Raw genomic sequence first — 19651 nt, 5'->3', positions numbered from 1 at the left:
GTGGCAGGAAAACGCTATGCTCGCTCGCCTTTTTCCCAGGATGTAGTTACTTTCAGTGTTGCTGTCATATACGATTCGGAATGAGGACCGACCAGAAGACTGAAATCGCCCTCCTCGACGATGCGTGTCAAATCTGCAGATACGAATTCGAGCTGCTCCCTGCCCACGCTGAAGGACACCTTCTTCGTCTCGCCTGGCTGTAAGCTGATCTTGTGAAATCCCTTCAATGACTTCTCGGGCCGGGTTAGCGAGGCTGCCATATCCGTGATGTACACCTGGACAACCTCCGCACCTGCGGCATCACTAATATTGGTTACGTCAACCGTAACCACGGCTTCTTCATCGGCCGAGATCACGGCAGGTTCCACCTGAAGATTGCTGTACTCGAATTCACTGTAACTCAGTCCATAGCCGAACGGATATTGAGCGTTGAAGTCCGTCTCCAGGTATCGCTTGCCCCGTGTGCGGCGCTTGTAATAGTACACCGGAAGTTGACCAACATGCTTTGGTATGCTGATGGTAAGCCTCCCGGAAGGGTTCACATCGCCGAACAACATGTCGGCAACCGCATGTCCGCCCTCCTGTCCCGGGTACCATGCCTCCACAATTGCATCTGCATGCTCCACGATCCACGGTTCGGCAATCGGCCGGCCGTTGATATAAACCACGATCAGCGGTTTGCCCAGCTTGTGCACCTCCTGGACGAGTTCCAGCTGAACACCAAGCAGATTCAACGTCGAGCGGTCTATGCCTTCTCCACATTCCATGTCGTTCCACAGGTCATCAGTGACGACAGATGCCCCTGTCTTCAGATCAATGGTTCCTTCGCCAAAATCCCGCGCGCTGGAGCCGCCGATGACCATGACCACGGCGTCCGCTTTGGCTGCGCACTCCAGGGCGAGCGGGAAGCCTTCCCGCGAATCGCCTTTGATCCGGCAGCCCGGTGCGTACAGGACGCGCTCGGCCTCGCCTCCAAGCTTAGCGCGAATGCCTTCCAGCACGGTGACGATGGCTCCTTTAGGCTGCGGTGAGGTATAATCGCCAAGCTGATTGTAAGGAGCATCGGCATTCGGCCCAATGACCGCGATACTGCCGATCTCTTTGCTCAGCGGAAGCGTATGCGCATCATTTTTAAGCAGAATGATACTCTCATCCGCCACCTTCTTCGCCAAATCCCGGTGTTCGCTGCATCCGATCACCTGGCGAGCCCGGTCCGGATCGACCAACGGACGATCAAATAATCCTAGCGTGAACTTCATCTCCAGCACCCGTGCCGCTGCACGGTCCAGATCGGATTCGTGAATCAGCCCGCGGTCAATTGCGGAGAGGAGATGCTCCTCGAACATTTCTCCAGACATCTCCATGTCAATGCCCGCAATCAGCGCTTGTGCGACCGCTTTGTCTGCACGATCGGCTGTGTTATGACCGGATACCAGCATGCCGAGCGCACCGCAGTCCGTAATGACAAATCCGTCAAATCCCCACTGGTCGCGCAGCACGTCCTGCAGTAAATATCGGTTGGTGGTGCAAGGCACACCGTCAATTTCATTGTAAGCGGTCATGACAGAGCGGGCTCCCGCCTCGACCGCTTTGCGGAATGGGAGCAGGTCCACCTCATGCAGCTCGCGCGGCCCCATGTGTACGGCGGCGGAGTTTCGTCCGCCTTCTGAACTGCCGTAAGCGGCAAAATGCTTCACCGTCGCCAGAATAGCGTCATCCCTGTCCAGCCCATGTCCTTGAAGCCCTCTAATCGCCTGAACGCCCATCTCGGCCACGAGATAAGGATCTTCAGCGAAGCACTCCTCCGTCCTGCCCCACCGGGGGTCCCGGACCACATCCAGGACCGGTGAGCACGTTGCGGCTCCTCCTTGACTGCGAGTTTCCAATGCTACCGCCCGGCACATTTCATGATATAGTTCCGGGTTCCAGGTGCTCCCGATGGCAAGAGGAACCGGGAACACAGTTGAGCCGATCGCCATATGTCCATGCGAGCATTCTTCACCGAATAGGATCGGTATGCCAAGCCTGCTCTCCTGTATGGCATAAGCCTGCATCTGATTAATTAGCTTCGCCCCTTCTTCCGGAGACAAGCCTGTCTCCAGAGTTACCCCGGTCCAGGGATCAGCACGAAGCGTACCGTACAGAGAGCCTATCCCTCCTTGGGCGACCCTTGTCTTAAATGCCTCCGTCATCTCGACGCTGCCATCCGCCTTACGCTCATAGCACGTCCAGCCGAATGGCTGGATAAGCTGTCCGGCTTTCTCTGCCAGCGTCATGCGCCCCAGCAAGTCGCAAACACGCTCTGCTGTAGGCAAGGTTTGATCTCTGTATTTCATGTAGAAGCACCTTTCTATTGTCTGTTGAACGTTTGCATGAACCAAAGGGAATAAGTCAGGTTCAACTTGTATAGAACCTCATTTAAATTTAGTTCGACTTCCAGCGGTCATAAGCACCTTGGTAAATTTCAACCACCCGATCGGCACCCATCTTCTTCATCGTGCTGATATAGTTATCCCAACTGGAGAGCGGCTCTGCTCCGGTAACGAATTTCGCTTCCATCTGTTTCACATAGGTGCTCAGATCCGAATTCAGGCTGTTGATCTCCGTCTGCTCTTCGACGGTAAGGAACAACGCTGGGAACGGTGGTCTGGCTCCACGATTAAGCAGGTTCTCCTGCGTCTCTTGCTCTACCCACAGGTCAAAGTCAGTTTTCAACCCTTTATTGATATCATCCGTATTGACGGTTGGAGCCGGGATGCCGTAGTTTGGCGTTAACGTTGCACGGTAATCTTCCATCTCCATGCCGTCTGGAACTGGCAGATAGCGTTTGACACGGTTCGCTTCATCTGTGTACTCCCACAGCATGCCCTCCGGCCCTTTATTGAAGAAGAGTGCGCCTTCATAGGAATACAGATAGTCCACCCAACGCATCGATGCCTCTGGTGCAGGGTTAGTGACCGAGATGGCAAAAGCGCCTGTTGTAATGCCTCTGTTCTTGGCAATGGCCGGTTTATCTACCATATCACTCTTCACCGGAATGAACATCGGGTCTTTGGTCGAAGGCTCTCCGCCTTTCGTCATGTAGGCATGCCAGTCGGAGAACAGAGCAACTTGATTGTTCTGTGCCTTGGCTTTTTTCTGCTCGGCGGTCTGGGAGAAGCTTTCATGATCAAGCAGATCCTCTTCCCACAGACGGTTCATATACACAAGATATTCTCTGAACCCTTCTTCAATCGGGGTATAACGTACAACATCCTCATCATCAACGTAGATTTCGTCCTCATAAACACCGAATGCTCCGAGCAGCCAGGTGCGGATATCCCGAACATTAGTCGTCGCTGTAGATACCGAAGAAATCGGAATTTCATCGGCAACGCCATTGCCGTTCGGATCCTCTTCTTTCACGCGTTTCAGGAACGTATACAGCTCCTCGGTGGTCTCAGGCAACTTGTCGATGTTCAGCGCTTCCAGGAAGTCGCCGTTGTACCACAGCGGGTTACGGTACCAATGCTGGCTCAACTCAATGACAGGCAAAGAGTAAATATGGCCGTCCGGTGCTGTAATCGATTTGCGGATTTCCGGATTCTCGTCCATGAGCGCCTTGAAGTTTGGTGCGTATTCTTCAATCAGGTCCTCCAGTGGAACGAGAATTCCCTGCTCGCCATAGTTCATCTGCTCGGCAGGCGTCAAACCTGCAGCATAGAACACATCCGGGTAATCGCCGCTGGCAAATACGAGATTCTTCTTCGTATCAAAACTGTCCTTCGGCGCATTTTGATATCGGAAGGTGATGCCTGTCTTTTCAGCCATCTGTTGCAGAACGACCATCTCCTGCCAGTTCTGAACGCCGACATCCGGCGCCATCATCGTGAGCGTAATCGGTTCATTGACAATCGGAAAGCCTTCCTTATTTACAGCTGCAGCCTCCGTTGAATTCTTCTCGGCCGAGTCCGTACTGCCGCCCGAACTGCATCCGGCGAGCAGCGAAAGGACGGTCAGTCCCGTTACGACCAGCTTCCACGGTTTACTAGTAATCTTCATCGATGAATCCTCCCTTTCGATAATTAAGCTCCAATTATATGAATGCTCTCCCTAGCCTTTTACAGAGCCGATCATGACCCCTTGGACAAAATAGCGCTGCAAAAACGGGTAGAGAGCAACAATTGGCAAAGTAGACACAACAATGACACCATATTTGATCAGTGATGCTGTCTCGGCCTTTGAATTCATCGCACGAGCGGCATCTCCGCTGAGCGCGGCACCGGTCGTTTCCGCTGTCATCTCCTGAAGAACGAGAATCTGCCGCAGCACCATCTGGAGAGGATACTTGGCTTCATCATTGAGATAAATCAGAGCCGGAAAATAACTGTTCCAATGGCTGACCCCATAAAACAAGGCCATGACAGCAATAATCGGCGCAGACAGCGGCAGAACGATCCGGATGAACAGCTTGAGGTTAGTACAGCCGTCCATATAGGCCGCCTCCTGAAGCTCTTTCGGAATCGTTGTCTGAAAGAAGGTGCGGGCAACGATGATGTTCCACACCGAGGCAGCGACAGGAAGAATAAGTGCGCCCATCGAGTTGATCAGCCCCAAATCCCTGACCACAAGATACGTTGGCACGAGCCCGCCGCTAAAGAACATGGTAAACAGAATAAATCCGAGGAACGCTTGGCGGCCGACCAGATCCGATCTGCTGAGCGCATAAGCTGCGGGCAGCGTCACCGTCAGATTCAGCAGCGTGCCGATTCCGGTATAAATGATGGTGTTCAGATATCCGTTCCAGATCTTCGGGTTGGCGAAGACCAGCTGATATCCAGCCCAGGTGATCTCTTTAGGAAACAGCCACATTTCCCCTGTATTCACCTGCTGCGGGCTGCTGATGGACGCACTGAGAATATAAATAAGCGGATACAGGACCACAATCAGCGCAACGATCAAATAGAGATAGACACTGACAAGAAAGAGCTTGTCTCCCTTCGATTCCTTAATCGAGGTAACCAATGATACTTCCTCCCTTCTACCACAGGCTGTTCTCGCTGGTGCGTCTGGCAATTCGGTTGACGGTGACCAGCAGAATGACATTGATGACGGAGTTGAACAGGCCTACGGCTGTCGAGAAGCTATACTGTGCGTCGACCAGACCGGCTCTGTATACATAAGTCGAAATGACATCCGATGACTCCATATTAAGCGAGTTTTGCAGCAACAGTATTTTCTCAAAGCCAATGGTCAGAATGTTGCCCATGTTCAAGATTAACAAAATAGTGATTGTCGGAAGGATGGCCGGCAGGTTGATGTGCAAAAGTCGCTTGAACCGACTGGCTCCATCCACAATTGCAGCCTCATGCTGCTGAGGATCGACTCCCGAGAGCGCCGCCAAGTAAATGATGGTGCCCCAGCCCGTGCTCTGCCATACGCCAGACAGTACATAGACCGTCTTGAACCAGGCCGGATCCGATAAGAAGTTCGGCGCATCGATACCGAACCATTCCATAAATTTGATCAGAATACCCGTGGATGGCGACAGGAAAGCAATAATCATCCCGGCCATAACGACAACGGATATAAAATGAGGCGCATACGTAACGGTCTGGACAGTTTTTTTGAAGGGACCATTGCGGATTTCGTTAAAAGCAAGCGCCAGAATAATCGGGAGCGGAAACCCGATGATCAACTCGTAGAAACTGAGGCTGAACGTATTCCAGAGCAGATCCCAGAAGTAATAAGAATTGAAGAAACGCTCAAAGTGGGCGAAGCCCACCCATGGACTGTCCATGATTCCTTTGCTGGGGATAAAATTTTTGAAGGCAATCTGAATGCCGTACATCGGCCCGTAGTGGAAGATAAGAAAGTACAGCAAGCATGGCGCCAAGAATAAATAGAGCTCCCAGTTCACCCAGATTCTTTTTCCGAGTGACGTCTGATTCTTCTCTTTATTGGATGGTTTGTTTCCACGACGGATTAAACCGCTTCCAGAGATTGCAGCTAGTAGTCTCTTCCCCTTCATGCTCCCCCTCCTTTCGTAATGATCTATTGATGTCAGGTTATCTGGTCACTCACGAACATCCACGTCAGGGTGACTCACAGGTAACGCTTACAAGTCAAAGTCTAGAGAATACATGCTGACATCGTAAATGTGTAAGTTGTGCATTGTCACCTCACCGTGCGCGGTGATGCGCTGTTATCCTGCTTTTTTGCATCGAAACTTCCAGTACCGTTCCCCCGTGTCATTGTCCGGAATGTGTGAGTTATGAACCCTGTAAAGAGATGCATAAGCTACATATTGTGCTCCATGAAGGATTGTGCGAACATGTCGTACGAACATCCAAGAAGTCGAACCAATCAAACAAGTCTGCACTCACGCATGTGCAACGTGTGAAGCTACCATTTCAGGAGGAGATCGCTAATGAATCTGCCAGCATCCATCACCCAGCATTTGAACGAAGCCGATAAACGGCTGGAGCATCACCCCAAGCTGCAACAACTGTACAGAAACTGCTTTCCGAACACACTGGAGACCACCACGAAGCTGCTTGATGACGGTACGACCTTTGTCTTCACAGGAGATATTCCGGCAATGTGGCTCCGCGATTCCACAGAGCAGGTCCGGCACTACATTCCATTTGCCAAAGACGACCCGGAGCTGCGCCGCATATTGCGAGGATTGATCGCCAGACAGATGTTCTATGTCAATATCGATCCTTACACGAATGCATTCAATGAAACAGCAAACGACAGACATTACATGGCCACCGATGATTGCAATCTGAGTCCGTGGATGTGGGAGCGGAAGTATGAGCTCGACTCCCTCTGCTTTGTCGTGCTGCTCGCCTATATGTATTGGAAGGAAACGGAGGATGCGAGCATTTTCGATGATGCTTGCTACCAGGCACTGACCTCCATCGTGCATGTTATTCGGACAGAACAGCGGCATGCGGAGCAATCGCCTTATCATTTCATCCGCCAAACCGACAAGGATACGGAAACGCTGCAAAATAACGGCCGCGGCATGCCGGTCAACTATACCGGAATGAGCTGGTCCGGCTTCCGTCCGAGCGACGACAGCTGTGAATTCGGATATAACATCCCTTCCAATATGTTTGCGGTGGTCATCCTGGGGCATATCCAAGACATCATGAGCGAAGTATACCGGGACGAACGGCTCGCTGCTTCTGCCGCCAAACTCCGTAAAGAAATCGACTTCGGCATTCGTACGTACGGTATCGTGGATCATCCAAAGTACGGCAAGATTTACGCCTATGAAACCGATGGCTACGGCAACTACAGTCTGATGGATGACGCGGGAACGCCTGGACTGTTATCCATTCCGTATATAGGCTATACCGATATCAGCGACCCGATCTATCAGAACACCCGCAGATTTGCGCTCAGCTTCGATAATCCGTTCTACTTCGAAGGCCAATATGCCAAAGGAATCGGCAGTCCGCACACACCCGGCGGTTACGTATGGCATATGGCGCTGTCCATGCAGGCGCTCACAGCTGACAACGACGAAGAGATCAAGATGCTGATCGACATGCTCATCGCAACCGATGCAGACACTGGCTATATGCACGAAGGATTCCACCCTGACGACCCGAAAGATTTTTCTCGCGAATGGTTCGCCTGGTCCAACAGCCTCTTTGCATCGTTGATCAAAATGGCGATGGACAAGGGGCTTGTCTAAACCCCGAGCGCACACGCATTCTTGGAGAAAATCTGGCCCCTTTTTGAAAGCAAACAAGCTCAAGCACAGGCATGTAAAGCCTTAGGCTTGAGCTTGTTGTATGCTTTATTCGTAATCGCTGTGCTGTCTATTAAGTATACACGATTCTGCTGCCATGATCATAGACTCGGGCAAATCCATATTACCTTCAAGACCCATTGCACCATTATCCCTTTCGCTCAGGCAGCACTCCCCCCCGCTCCCTCCCTGAATGAAGGGGATAATCGTGCAAAGCTGAATTTAGGTCACCCGAACGGTAGATGATTTCAGTCTGCCAATGTTGTGAAACGGCTAAAACGCAGCGATCCGTGTCCATAAATAAATATCACCTGCTACACCACAACAGAAAAAGCCGCTTAAACCAAGCGGCTTTCATCACAAGCAAATTCATACGGCACATCATAGGCCCTCGAGCATGCTTCTCTACAGATTCAGCGTATTGCTGTTCTTCGGCGGTGTCTGAGCCGCAGCTTCTGGCACGTACTCCTTCTCCCAGAAGTCGGCATTAGCAATGCCCACCTTCACAGGATCGAATACCGGGTCCTTGCCCTCTTTCTTCTGCCGTTCATAATCGCGCAAAATCTTGAGCGCCGGTCGGGTGAGCAGCAGGATCGCGATAATGTTCAGCCAAGCCATGCTGCCTACCCCGATATCGCCAAGGCCCCAAGCCAGATCGGCAGTTCGGATACAGCCGAAGAAGGTTACGCCCAGGACGGCAAATTTTAGCACATACTCCATCCAGATCCGTCTGGTCTTCTGATTGATATAAGCCAGATTCGTTTCGGCCATATAATAATAGGCCATGATCGTAGTGAAAGCGAAGAAGAACAAAGCGATCGCAATGAACGGTGCCCCGAATCCAGGGAAGATCGTCTCAATGGCTTTAATGGTAAAGTCCGGCCCGGATTCCACACCGGGAAGATTGGTAACGATCGGATCCATTCCGTTAGGCGCTACGTTGTACATGCCTGTTATGAGAATCATAAAGGCGGTTGCAGAACACACGAACAACGTATCGATATAAATCGAGAACGACTGTACAAGCCCTTGCTTGGCCGGATGTGACACCTCGCTCGCAGCAGCCGCGTGCGGGGCCGTACCCTGCCCTGCTTCGTTGGAATAAACTCCCCGTTTGACACCCCAGCTAATCGCTGCCCCCAATATTCCTCCAAACGCAGCATCCGCGCCAAATGCACTGGAGAAAATAAGGCTCATAATAGCTGGAACTTCGGACAAGTTGGCAATGACAATAATGAGCGCCATAATTATGTAAGCAATGGCCATGAACGGCACGATCACTTGGGCAACATAAGCAATCCGCTTCACGCCTCCGAAAATAATAATCCCAAGAACCAATACAAGCAGCGAGCCAATGACGGCTGGGTGAATGCTAAAAGCGGAATTCATACTCGAAGCGATGGTATTGGCCTGAACTCCCGGAAGCAGCATGCCCGTTGCAATGACAGTTACGATCGCAAACAGGATGGCGTACCACTTCATATTCAGCCCTTTTTCAATATAGTAAGCAGGTCCGCCCCGAAACTGTCCATTCTGCTTTGTCTTGAACACCTGACCAAGCGACGCTTCGACAAAGGCTGAGCCGGCACCGAGAAACGCAATCAGCCACATCCAGAATACGGCTCCCGGCCCGCCGGAGGCGATGGCCGTTGCCACACCGGCGATATTCCCCGTCCCTACTCTCCCTGCAAGCGCCATCGACAAAGCCTGGAATGAGGAGATCCCTGCCTCCGAGCTTTTGCCCTGGAACATCAACTTGACCATCTCTTTAATGTATCGGATTTGCAGGAACCGTGTAGCAAGCGTAAAAAACAAGCCGGCACCAAGACACAGATAAATCAGTGCATTGCTCCAAATCAGATTATTTAACCATTCAACAGCTTTCTCCATATTCTGCCCCCTAAGGTTTAAAATTCAAATTCATTTGGAATCAACTTAGAAGTCATTTGGTATTACACTACTTTGTTTCGTCATGAATCACCGTTTCGTCATGAATCACCGCCTTTGTGCCAATCTCACTCCATCCCCATTGCGTGTCATATTCTATTACATATTTCTAAGTCATAGAACATTTTTTATCATTATAATGTTAATATGCTATATTCTGTCAAGGTATATTTCATTCCAGTCCATTTCGTATGTCAGATTATTTTCCATATCTTAATTTCTCTTTTTCATCTTAAGTTCCCCTCTTCCGTAGCCCCAACCGCTCTTCAACGCAAAAAAGCGAGGGATCCCATTCCCCCGCTTTCCTGAAACGCCTCGCCAAATGGCAGGCCCAGCACATGCTACACCATCATCTCAGATCGTTCATGATCATTGGACAGTGAGCCGGATCGACCTTCTTTCGGTACGGTAAAAGATACAATCGTGCCCAGTCCCACAGCTCCCTTCACCTTCAAGCCCGTCCCGTACAGCTGCTTCAATCTTCGATCGGTATTCGCCAGACCAACGCCTGAAGAACTACCGATTCCATCTTCCGGATTCAGCGCCTTCCGCAGCGTATTGGGATCGATGCCGACACCGTTATCTTCAACCGAAATCTCCGCCCGGTCCCCGCGATCAATCACCCGTATTCGCACCGTGCCTCCCCGGGAGCGCTGCAGAAGCCCGTGCCTCAGCGCATTCTCAACCAATGGCTGGACGGACAGCGGCGGGACGTTCAGCTCCAGATGCTGGTTTACCTCCCACTCGATCTGAATACGGTCGCCAAACCGCTCCTTCTCGATGTACAGGTAGGACTGAACCAGTCCCAGCTCTTTTCGCAGCGGAACGAGCCGGTTCAGATTGGCAAAGTCAAAGCTGGACCGCAAGTAATCTCCGAAGGCGAGCAGCAGCCTCTGCATCCGCTCGGTATCCACCTCGGCAAGTGCAGCTACCGAATTCAGCGTATTGAACAGAAAATGCGGCTGAATCTGAGCCTGGAGCCATGCCGCCTCCAACCGGGTTTGCTCGCGAGCCGCACGGGCTACCGCTGTGAGTGCTTGCACTCTAACCCGCAGCTCCTGAGCGTCCACCGGCTTGACGATGTAATCATTCGCTCCTGCGCGGAACCCCGCCTCAATGTCTTCCGGCCGGTGTCGTGCTGTGAGCAGCAGAATCGGCAGCTCTGAATGTGAGAACAGTGTGCGAACGGACCGGGTAACTTCATAGCCGGACATTTCCGGCATCATCACATCCGTGATGATCAAATCCCACGTCTCCTGATTGAGGAGAGACAGCGCCTTGGCACCGCTTGTCGCGGTCACGATTTCATAGGCATCTGGTGCGAGCGCACTGCGCAGCACATACAGATTGACAGGGTCATCGTCAACCGCCAGTATGCGCGGCCTTTCCGGCGCCTCTGCTCCGGCTGTCTCAGGCGTTCCCTCCGTCTGAACCTGGCTAAGCAGATCTCCCTCATCCATTCGGACTGCCGACACCGGAGTATCGGCTCCTGGGGCTTCTGCGACTTCTGCCTCCGTAGGCGCTACAGGCAAGGTAAAGCTGAACACCGAGCCCGCGTTCGGAGTGGAAGTCGCGGTCAGCTCGCCGCCATGAAGCTCAACCAGCTGCTTGCTGATCGTCAGACCGAGCCCGAAGCCAGAGGCGCTTCTTCCATGCTCCTCAGCCTGTTCATAAGGCTCGAAAATCCGGCTCAGCGTCTCTTCGTCCATGCCGACCCCGGTATCTGTTACACGAACAACGACATTGCTGCCCTGCACTTCTGCTTCGATCGCTACGACACCTTCACGCGTGAACTTCACCGCATTGTGCAGAAGGTTAAACATAATCTGAAGCAGCCGGTTCTCGTCCGCCAGCACCGGGGGCAACGATTCCGGTATCCGGTTCTCAAACCGAATAGGCTTGCCCTCCGTCAGGAAACGAACCATGTCCAGCACGCCTGCTGCCTCTGCTTGAAGAAGAACCGGGGCCGGTTCAATCCGGATTCGATTCTCCCGCAGTCTTGTGAGGTCGATCAGGTCACTGAGCAGAATATTCATCCGTTTGCCAACCGACACAAGCAGCTTGAGCCGGAATTGATTCTTCCGGTCCTCGGCTCTTCCGCCGCTGTCCATGACGGTCTGCGCCATATTCATAATGGCATGCAGCGGATTTCTCAGCTCGTGTGAAGTATGGACGAGGAATTCGTCTTTGAGCTTGTCTGCTCGTTGCAGTTTCTCCGCAAGTCTGGTCATCTCCGTAGCATTGCGGAAATAGCGCTTGAACCAGAACAGCGCGAAAGAGATGAATACGGCCAGCATATCAAAAGGATAGTAGCCTATATCAAGCAGCAGCGAATAATTCAGAATCCCCCAGACCAGATTCGAGACCAGCGCCACCGATCCAAGCAGCAAATAAATCGTATCGGGCAGGCCTCGTCGCACCGCCAAATACAAGATGAACGGCGTGATCACAAACGAGATCACCATGAGGAGCGTATGCAGCACGTCGGCATAGGTATACAGCTCCACCGGCAGTGCCAGCACGAGCACCCCGAAGACAATACACACCGCCAAATGCCAGCGCGAGTGGCGTAAAATCGGAAATTCCGGCAACAGTCCTCTTATAAAAGGTAGCAGCAGCGCCGCTACACCCAAATAGGACAAATAGTAAATTTTATGGGATGTGACATAATCAACGCCGAACCATGCGGGCAGCAGCCGATCAACGTCTACGACAATGGTGGCCGCACCGCTAATCGACAGCAAGGAAAAGATCAGCAGCGGCTTCTCCCGGGCTCCGATAAAATAAAGTACCAGCGCATATATCGCGTGCATCAAGACCAATAGGAACACCGTCGCCTGGGCACCGGCCGAGAACCAGTAAGCCCTGTTCATCGCATCGTTCGTTCCGAGCTTGACCGGCTCTGTCAGTCCTCCCATAACACGGTCGTTGTAGTTCGCGGTTTGCAGAACAATGTCGAGCGTCCCTTCCTGTTCCGGAAGCATGATGGAGTACGGCACATTGCTCGCTGTATAGGAGTCAGAATGCTCCGCCGGCTGACCGGACTGCTCCATCAACTGCCCGTTCACATACAAAGCCGAGGATGCGGAGATCCCCGGCACGCGTATTTTCAATTCAGGCAAGCCTTCGGAGGGCATCACCACACGCAGCCGATACGTCCCATGCCCGAAGACAGATCCTGAAGGCATCTCACGCTGCCAGCTGCCTGGAATTGTAGCGAGGGCTGCGCTGTGATCGCCCACTGCAAACGAGCCGTCCGGCGTTGGTGTGATCAGCTGCATCGGATAAAATTCCCATTCTCCGACAAGGGTCAGAATCGGCCTGTCAGCGGGGGCCCAATCCCGCAAATCCAGGACACCGCTTTCTGCATGCACCTGTGTTGAAGTGGTCTGTATATTAATCCAGGTAAGGCGAACCACCGTCAGCATAAGCAAAAACAAGCCGACCAGGGCCGCAATTTTTCTTCTTTTCATCATAAGGCTACTCATTCGACAAAAAGTGGTGTAATTCCTCCTAATGCCTCACAAAAAATATGGTCATTGCCGCTGAAAACAGGACGATTGATCCACAAACGGCAGCATGCGAGTGTAAATACGCATATTTAAGCAAGATGAAGGTGAATCTTAGGCGCTATTCAACTCCAGGTCACGACCTAGGCCCCTTCTCCTATCCCCGCTCTACCAATTCAACGACAGCTTCGCCTTTCAACGTATTGCTGATGGTGCATGCCCGCTCGACGACCGTCTTGAGCTTTTCCTTGTAATCCGGCTCCAAAGTAGGCGGCAACGCAACCGTCACGTGAAAATGAGCGAAACGGTTCTTTCTCCGGTCCTCATCCTTCGTGGACGTCACTTCAATATGAATCGAGTCTTTATCATACTTCACCCCGTCGAACGCCATCATCTTCTGAAGAGAGATGGAGATGCAGAGGGCCAGGGAAGCCTCCAGCAGTTCCCTTGGATTCAATCCGCCATCCAGATCCGGGCTGTGTGTGCCGACAAGCTGCATGCCTGCTCCGTTATAAATATGGTCCTGACCGTTTACGATTTTTAATGTTGTCATCCTTCTATCTCCTTTTCAAGTAGGTTGTTCCGTGTTGAAATAACCGGGTGCGGCATAATGGCAGGCCGCTTTGTGGTGCGGCATGATTTCCCGCAGCGGCGGTGTCTCTGACCGGCACAGCTCGGTTGCCCAAGGACAGCGGGTGTGGAATACACAGCCGCTAGGCAGCGCCAGCGGAGATGGAATCTCTCCCTTGAGAATGATTCGCTCCTTTAGCCTGCTGCGTCCGAAATCCGGCACCGCCGAGAACAAAGCCCGGGTGTACGGGTGCAGCGGTTCACGGAACAAATCATCTGTAGGTGCCTCTTCCACAATTTTGCCTAGATACATAATGCCGATGCGATCTGATATATAGCGTACCACGCTGATGTCATGTGTGATGAACAGCAGGGTTAGCTTCATATCCTGCTGAAGCTTCTTCAGCAGATTCAAGATTTGCGATTGGATCGAGACGTCCAGTGCAGACACCGGCTCATCACAAACGATAATTTTAGGATTCATGATCAGCGCTCTGGCGAGGCCGAGTCTCTGGCGCTGTCCTCCCGAGAATTCATGCGGAAACCGGAAAGCATGCTCCGGCCGCAGCCCTACCGTCTCCAGAATTTGGAACACCTTTTCCTGGCGTTCTTCCTTGTTCCCCAGTTTATGAATGATCAGCGGCTCCTCCAGAATGCTGCCGATCCGCTTTCTAGGATTCAAGGACGAATACGGGTCCTGGAACACAAGCTGTACTTCCTTGCGGAATTTCTTCAGCTCGTCCTTGGTCATCGCATTGAGCTCCCGGTCGCCGTACAGCACCTGGCCTTCAGTTGCAGGTGTCAGCCCCAATATTGTACGCCCGGTCGTGCTCTTGCCTGAGCCGGATTCGCCGACCAGCCCATAGGTTTCACCTTCAGACAACTCGAAGGAGACATCGGTGACGGCATTGACATGGGCTTTGGTGCCGAACAGCTTGCCAAAGGATCCATAGACCGGGAATCGCTTATGCAGAGAATGGACGCGCAGAATGGCTTGATCAGTTGATTGAGTCACGGGTGGTTTCACTCCCCTCCAGCCGGTTTATGGAGGCATAATGCCAGCATTTGACCTTGTGTTGTTCATCGGCGTGCCTCATCGGCGGCTCTTCAGACCGGCATTTCTCATCTGCAAACGGACATCTGGTTGAGAAACCGCAGCCCTTCGGAACATCCGTCAGAGAAGGCACCGTTCCTTCAATCACATGCAGCTTGTCATTGCGGTCTCCGTCCAGTTTGGGAATCGATTGGATCAGTCCTTGTGTATAGGGATGGAGCGGCTTGTCGAACAGGCTTTTCGTGTCCGCTTCCTCCACAATTTGTCCCAGGTACATAACCTTAACGCCTGTGCACAACTCGGATACGACACCCAGATCATGCGTAATGAACAGCACGCCCATGCCGAGCCGTTCGTTCAGATCGGTAATAAGCTCCAGAATCTGTGCCTGAATCGTTACATCGAGCGCCGTAGTCGGCTCGTCGGCAATAAGCAGCTTCGGCTCACAAGCCAGCGCCATCGCAATCATGACGCGCTGCTGCATGCCACCGGACAGCTGATGCGGATACTCGTTCACCCGAATCTCCGGTGACGGGATCCCGGTTAACCGCAAAATGTCGATCGCCTGCTGGTAAGCTTCCTGTTTGGATTTTTTCTGGTGGAGACGTATCACTTCCATAATCTGATTCCCGATTGTATACACCGGACTCAGAGAGGTGAGCGGGTCCTGGAAGATCATCGAGATATCGTCACCGCGGATCGCTCTCAGCTTGGACAGCGGCAGCTCCAGCAAATTCTCGTTCTCGAACAGAACCTCCCCTTCGTAGGCAATGCTATCCGTATGATCAAGCAAACGCAGAATCGACTGGGACATCACGCTTTTTCCGCAGCCGGATTCACCGACAATGCCGATAATTTCGCCCTTGTGCATCGAGAAGCTGACGCCGTTGACCGCCGTTACTTTCCCGCGTTCGGTATGAAAATGGGTTTTCAGATCTTTGACTTCCAATAGAGGCGCTTCGCTCATATCAATACCTCCAAGCTCTATAAATCATCATTTACTCTGTTTCTGCTTGACGCGAGGATCGAGCAGGTCACGCAAGCCATCGCCCAGCAGATTGAGACTGAGGACGGATAATACTACCGCTGCGCCAGGGAACACAACCATCCACCAGGCCTTGAAAATAACCAGCTTGCTTGCCTGCAAAATATTGCCCCAGCTTGGTTCCGGTGCCGGAATGCCTGCGCCGAGAAAGCTGAGCGCCGCTTCGGATATAATCGCCTCCGCGAACACGAAGGTGGCCTGTACAAGCAGCGGAGACAGCGTGTTCGGCACGATATGCAGCCAGATAATCCGGGTGGCGCTTGCTCCTTGCGCCTGCATCGCTTCAATGAACGTCTGCTCCCGGACGACCAGCGCCGAAGAACGAACCACTCTGGCAATATTCGGGGTGAACACAATTGTCAGCGCAATAATGACATTGAGCGCAGATGCGCCGAGCGCTGCCATCAGCGCGATGGCCAGCAGAATCCCGGGTATCGCGATCAGTCCGTCACAGATACGCATCAGAATGTGATCAAGTGTCCGATAATACGCAGCATACACCCCGATGATCAGTCCCAGTGACGAGGAGATGAGCGCCACCGCCAGCCCGACGCCCAGCGATACCCGGGCTCCGTATAACAGCCTGGTCATGAGGTCTCGTCCGAATTCGTCCGTTCCCAGCACATGGGCGCCACCCGGTTCGGATAAGCGCTCCACGACCTTCATCTCATACGGATCATAGGGGCTGAGCATCGGACCGAACACGGCCAATATAATAAGAATCGCCAGCACCGAAGCGCCGATCAACAATCCGTAATTAGAGCGAATACGACGGAAAGCGAGTGTGCGCTGCTCTTTTTTCAGCTTTTTGCTTACTTCTGCGATTTGCTCTTTATTCTGTATCGTTGCCATCCTCTTCACCTCACTTCTTGCGATCCAGGCGAACGCGAGGATCGACAGCGCCATATAACAGATCGACCAACAGATTGATCGTAACATACATCAGCGTGACCACCAGCACGACGCCTTGAATGACGGCAAAATCCCGCCGGGCAATCGAATTCAGAATCAGTTGCCCCAGGCCCGGAATATTAAAGATCGATTCCACGACGACGGCCCCGGTCACAAGTGTTCCGAACGTCTGCCCGATGACGGTCAAGATCGGCAGGAAAGCGCTCCGGAACGCGTATTTGAACAATACCTTCATCTCATGCAGACCTTTGGATCTGGCTGTCTTGATGAAATTAAGGTTTAGCACCTCCAGCATGGAGGAGCGGGTCATTCTCGTAATGAGTGCCGCCTGGATCGTTCCAAGCGAAATGCCTGGAAGGATCAAATACTTCAGATGCTCCCAGAAGCCGCTGCTTAAGGGCGCATAGCCGGCCACCGGCAGCCACTGGAGCTTGACGCCGACAAACAGCATCAGGAACAGCCCGAGCAGGAAGCTCGGCAAGGCCATCCCGAGCAGCGACAGTCCGGTCAGGGAATAGTCCGCAAGTGAGCCCCTTTTGTAAGCCGCGATAATGCCGAACGGTATCGCCAGCACAACAGCGATAATCTGGGCCAGTATGGCCAGCGACAGTGTCGGGAGCATATGCTCGGCAATCGCCTCGCTGACAGGTTGATGCATGAATATCGAATCCCCCAGATCCCCTCTTAGCACATTGGCGATCCAGCTGGTGTACTGCTCCACAATCGGACGGTTCAGTCCCAGCTCCTCATTCAGCCGCTCAATATCTTCTTGTGAAGCTTCCATTCCCAATATGGCCGCTGCCGGGTTACCCGGCGTCAGATGGATGATCAGAAAGATGGCAATGCTCACTACAGCCAGTACAGGAATAAGCGACAACAGTCTTTTGGTTATATAAGCCAGCACGGACAATCCCTCATTTTATAGATGGTCTATGAAACTATAATGACAAAAGAAAGAGGGTGCTGCCAGTTAACAGAGTAACTTGGAACACCCTCTATTCCATTTACTTCGGCATTTTGGCATTCCAGACAACAGGTGCTTCAAACAGTTCAAAGCCTTCAAGTGATTTGGATGTCGCCACAACCCCGTTGTAATGCCCGATTACCGTAGAGGAAGCATATTCGTACAGGAAGAGCTGCAGCTTCTCCCACTCCTGCTTCGCTTCTTCCGGCGTTGCTGCCCCGCGAATGGCGGCCAGGCCTTGCTTGACCGTCTCATGATCCAGACCAGCCCAGTCCGGCGTTACGGCAAGCAGCTGCGGCGGCGTAAGCTGATACCCGGTGCTCGCCACGAAGATGTCCCATTTGCTGCGGTCATTCTTCGTTTCCAGGAATGTAGGGAAATCAAAGTTATCCACTTTGACATTCATGCCGATTTTGCGAAGCTGCTCCTGGATGACCAGCGTCGCCGTGTACATTTCGTTGTAATCCTTGGTCGTCAGCAGCGTGATCTCTTCGCCGTTGTATCCCGCCTCTTCAAGCAGTTGTTTCGCCTTTTCCGGATTCGCCTGGTTGTAATACTCGGCCCCCGCATCCGTGGACCATTGAACCTGGTTCGTGTTCAGATAGCCAGGTGCAAGAGAATACAGTTCCGGTTTGGCGAAGCTCGCCAGCATGATCTCTTCGTTGTCAAAGGCGGCGAGAACAGCCTGACGAATCTTCTCGTCTGCAAGCGGCCCTTCGTTGGTATTGAAAAATGCCGTCAGTGCGCCGCCCGGAAGCGCGTGCAGCGTCACATTGTTATCCATATCAAGCTCATCATAGTTTTCAATCGGAATGCTGTCAGCGACATCATATTGTCCTGTCTTGATGCCTGCAATCCGTGTCGAATGGTCGGTTACGAAATGAAAATACAGATTCGGGGTCGGTGCTTCCTTGCGTCCGTCAAAGCCGTTCGGTTCGCCGTCCACCGATTGATATTCCTCATTCTTTACCAGGTGAATGTACTGGTCCTGCTTCCACTCCTGGAACTTGTAAGGACCAGTACCGATGTATTCCTTGATTCCGTCTGCCGGAGCAGCATCCACGATTTCCTTCGGCATAATGGCCGGGAACTGAGCCTGTGAAGCGATCAGAATCAGCACATCGGACGTCGGTGCTTCTACCGTCAGCTTGACGGTATAGGTGTCTACCGCTTCAAAATTGGCATTTGTCAGCAGCACTTTCGCGCGGGATGAAGTCGCCAGCCAGCGATTCATCGAGGCCACAACATCCTCTGACGTCATCTCTTTCCCGTTATGGAACTTGACGCCCTGACGCAGCGCGAACGTATAGGTCAACCCGTCCTCACTGCGTTCGACGGATTCCGCAAGAGCTGGCACTGGCTCATACTCCGCATTCAACGTATACAACTGCTCGAAGATGTTGCCCGCAATATCCAGTGCAACAGCCGATACCGTCATTGGCGTGTCGAGCGTAGGAGGCTGGGCGGTGATTGCAATGTTCAGCTCCTCCCTGTATTCCTTCGCTTCCGCCGATTCATTGTCGGCATTTCCTTCTTGGTTTGCGTTCGTTCCTTCATTACTGCCGCAAGCTGCAAGCAGCAGAACAAGAATCAATGATAATAGCCCTAACTTTGATGCCTTCATGACAATCCCCCCGTTGTCGCACAGATACGATGCTGAATCATATGCCATGCGTTTAACATAATAAATAAATGTTGCCCCTGATCGCATTCCGTTCAGGTTGCTTTAAACCTAAGTTATAAGGTTGGTTTAATAAGTTATGGAAATACTAATCGATTGTTCAGGGGTTGTCAATGTTATTAATTGTGCAGTATAGAAGGAATTCCCTTGTTTGTTACATCCCGTGTTGGAAATGGCATGTTAGGCGGAAAATGACGAGAATCTGAACCCAAAAAAATCAGT

The 19651-nt window shown here is 52.3% G+C and carries 13 protein-coding genes; 1 reads left to right on the top strand and 12 read right to left on the bottom strand.

Going from position 1 to position 19651, the window contains the following annotated elements:
* Positions 1–14: 14 nt before the first annotated feature.
* The 4 genes from CHH67_RS15440 to CHH67_RS15425 form a co-directional block, all read right to left on the bottom strand.
* On the bottom strand, positions 15–2336 hold the full coding sequence (locus tag CHH67_RS15440) for a glycoside hydrolase family 3 N-terminal domain-containing protein (RefSeq protein ID WP_095266097.1): 2322 nt from the start codon (positions 2334–2336) through the stop codon (positions 15–17).
* A gap of 88 nt (positions 2337–2424) precedes the next feature.
* Complete coding sequence (locus tag CHH67_RS15435) at positions 2425–4041, bottom strand: extracellular solute-binding protein (RefSeq protein ID WP_095266096.1); 1617 nt, start codon at positions 4039–4041, stop codon at positions 2425–2427.
* 51 nt (positions 4042–4092) lie between these two features.
* Positions 4093–5004 (bottom strand): carbohydrate ABC transporter permease, encoded by a 912-nt coding sequence (locus tag CHH67_RS15430; RefSeq protein WP_095266095.1) that lies wholly within the window; start codon positions 5002–5004, stop codon positions 4093–4095.
* Between the two features lie 16 nt (positions 5005–5020).
* Entirely contained in the window at positions 5021–6010 is a 990-nt protein-coding gene (locus tag CHH67_RS15425; protein ID WP_095266094.1) for an ABC transporter permease, read from the bottom strand.
* 399 nt (positions 6011–6409) lie between these two features.
* On the opposite strand from CHH67_RS15425, the gene CHH67_RS15420 reads away from it, so the two are divergent.
* Positions 6410–7690, top strand: coding sequence for a glycoside hydrolase family 125 protein (locus CHH67_RS15420; RefSeq protein WP_095266093.1), 1281 nt, complete (start codon positions 6410–6412; stop codon positions 7688–7690).
* Positions 7691–8152: 462 nt separating this feature from the next.
* Here the strand turns inward: CHH67_RS15420 and CHH67_RS15415 are convergent, their stop codons facing one another.
* The 8 genes from CHH67_RS15415 to CHH67_RS15380 all read right to left on the bottom strand — a co-directional run bounded on the left by CHH67_RS15415 (position 8153) and on the right by CHH67_RS15380 (position 19372).
* Positions 8153–9637, bottom strand: coding sequence for an alanine/glycine:cation symporter family protein (locus CHH67_RS15415; RefSeq protein WP_095266092.1), 1485 nt, complete (start codon positions 9635–9637; stop codon positions 8153–8155).
* Between the two features lie 398 nt (positions 9638–10035).
* Positions 10036–13170, bottom strand: coding sequence for a hybrid sensor histidine kinase/response regulator (locus CHH67_RS15410; protein ID WP_179292138.1), 3135 nt, complete (start codon positions 13168–13170; stop codon positions 10036–10038).
* 190 nt (positions 13171–13360) lie between these two features.
* Complete coding sequence (locus tag CHH67_RS15405; RefSeq protein WP_095266090.1) at positions 13361–13756, bottom strand: OsmC family protein; 396 nt, start codon at positions 13754–13756, stop codon at positions 13361–13363.
* 15 nt (positions 13757–13771) lie between these two features.
* Positions 13772–14788: an ABC transporter ATP-binding protein gene (locus CHH67_RS15400; RefSeq protein ID WP_095266089.1), complete on the bottom strand. Its 1017-nt coding sequence runs from the start codon at positions 14786–14788 to the stop codon at positions 13772–13774.
* Complete coding sequence (locus CHH67_RS15395) at positions 14772–15794, bottom strand: ABC transporter ATP-binding protein (protein ID WP_095266088.1); 1023 nt, start codon at positions 15792–15794, stop codon at positions 14772–14774. The genes CHH67_RS15400 and CHH67_RS15395 overlap by 17 nt, the downstream gene beginning before the upstream one ends.
* Before the next feature lie 27 nt (positions 15795–15821).
* Positions 15822–16724: an ABC transporter permease gene (locus CHH67_RS15390; protein WP_095266087.1), complete on the bottom strand. Its 903-nt coding sequence runs from the start codon at positions 16722–16724 to the stop codon at positions 15822–15824.
* A gap of 10 nt (positions 16725–16734) precedes the next feature.
* Positions 16735–17688, bottom strand: a complete 954-nt coding sequence (locus tag CHH67_RS15385) for an ABC transporter permease (protein WP_095266086.1) — start codon at positions 17686–17688, stop codon at positions 16735–16737.
* 100 nt (positions 17689–17788) lie between these two features.
* Entirely contained in the window at positions 17789–19372 is a 1584-nt protein-coding gene (locus tag CHH67_RS15380) for an ABC transporter substrate-binding protein (RefSeq protein WP_095266085.1), read from the bottom strand.
* Positions 19373–19651: the final 279 nt, after the last annotated feature.

Origin of the sequence: Paenibacillus campinasensis (genome assembly GCF_002272015.1) — a bacterium.
In the GTDB taxonomy this organism is placed as follows: domain Bacteria; phylum Bacillota; class Bacilli; order Paenibacillales; family Paenibacillaceae; genus Paenibacillus_AQ; species Paenibacillus_AQ campinasensis.
This window is presented reverse-complemented; position numbering and strand designations above follow the sequence as displayed.

Bases quoted from the DNA above. Each gene is read 5' to 3' on its own strand.
- CHH67_RS15440 (WP_095266097.1), bottom strand. From the start codon at position 2,336: ATGAAATACAGAGATCAAACCTTGCCTACAGCAGAGCGTGTTTGCGAC.
- CHH67_RS15435 (WP_095266096.1), bottom strand. From the start codon at position 4,041: ATGAAGATTACTAGTAAACCGTGGAAGCTGGTCGTAACGGGACTGACC.
- CHH67_RS15425 (WP_095266094.1), bottom strand. From the start codon at position 6,010: ATGAAGGGGAAGAGACTACTAGCTGCAATCTCTGGAAGCGGTTTAATC.
- CHH67_RS15420 (WP_095266093.1), top strand. From the start codon at position 6,410: ATGAATCTGCCAGCATCCATCACCCAGCATTTGAACGAAGCCGATAAA.
- CHH67_RS15415 (WP_095266092.1), bottom strand. From the start codon at position 9,637: ATGGAGAAAGCTGTTGAATGGTTAAATAATCTGATTTGGAGCAATGCA.
- CHH67_RS15410 (WP_179292138.1), bottom strand. From the start codon at position 13,170: ATGATGAAAAGAAGAAAAATTGCGGCCCTGGTCGGCTTGTTTTTGCTT.
- CHH67_RS15405 (WP_095266090.1), bottom strand. From the start codon at position 13,756: ATGACAACATTAAAAATCGTAAACGGTCAGGACCATATTTATAACGGA.
- CHH67_RS15395 (WP_095266088.1), bottom strand. From the start codon at position 15,794: ATGAGCGAAGCGCCTCTATTGGAAGTCAAAGATCTGAAAACCCATTTT.
- CHH67_RS15390 (WP_095266087.1), bottom strand. From the start codon at position 16,724: ATGGCAACGATACAGAATAAAGAGCAAATCGCAGAAGTAAGCAAAAAG.
- CHH67_RS15380 (WP_095266085.1), bottom strand. From the start codon at position 19,372: ATGAAGGCATCAAAGTTAGGGCTATTATCATTGATTCTTGTTCTGCTG.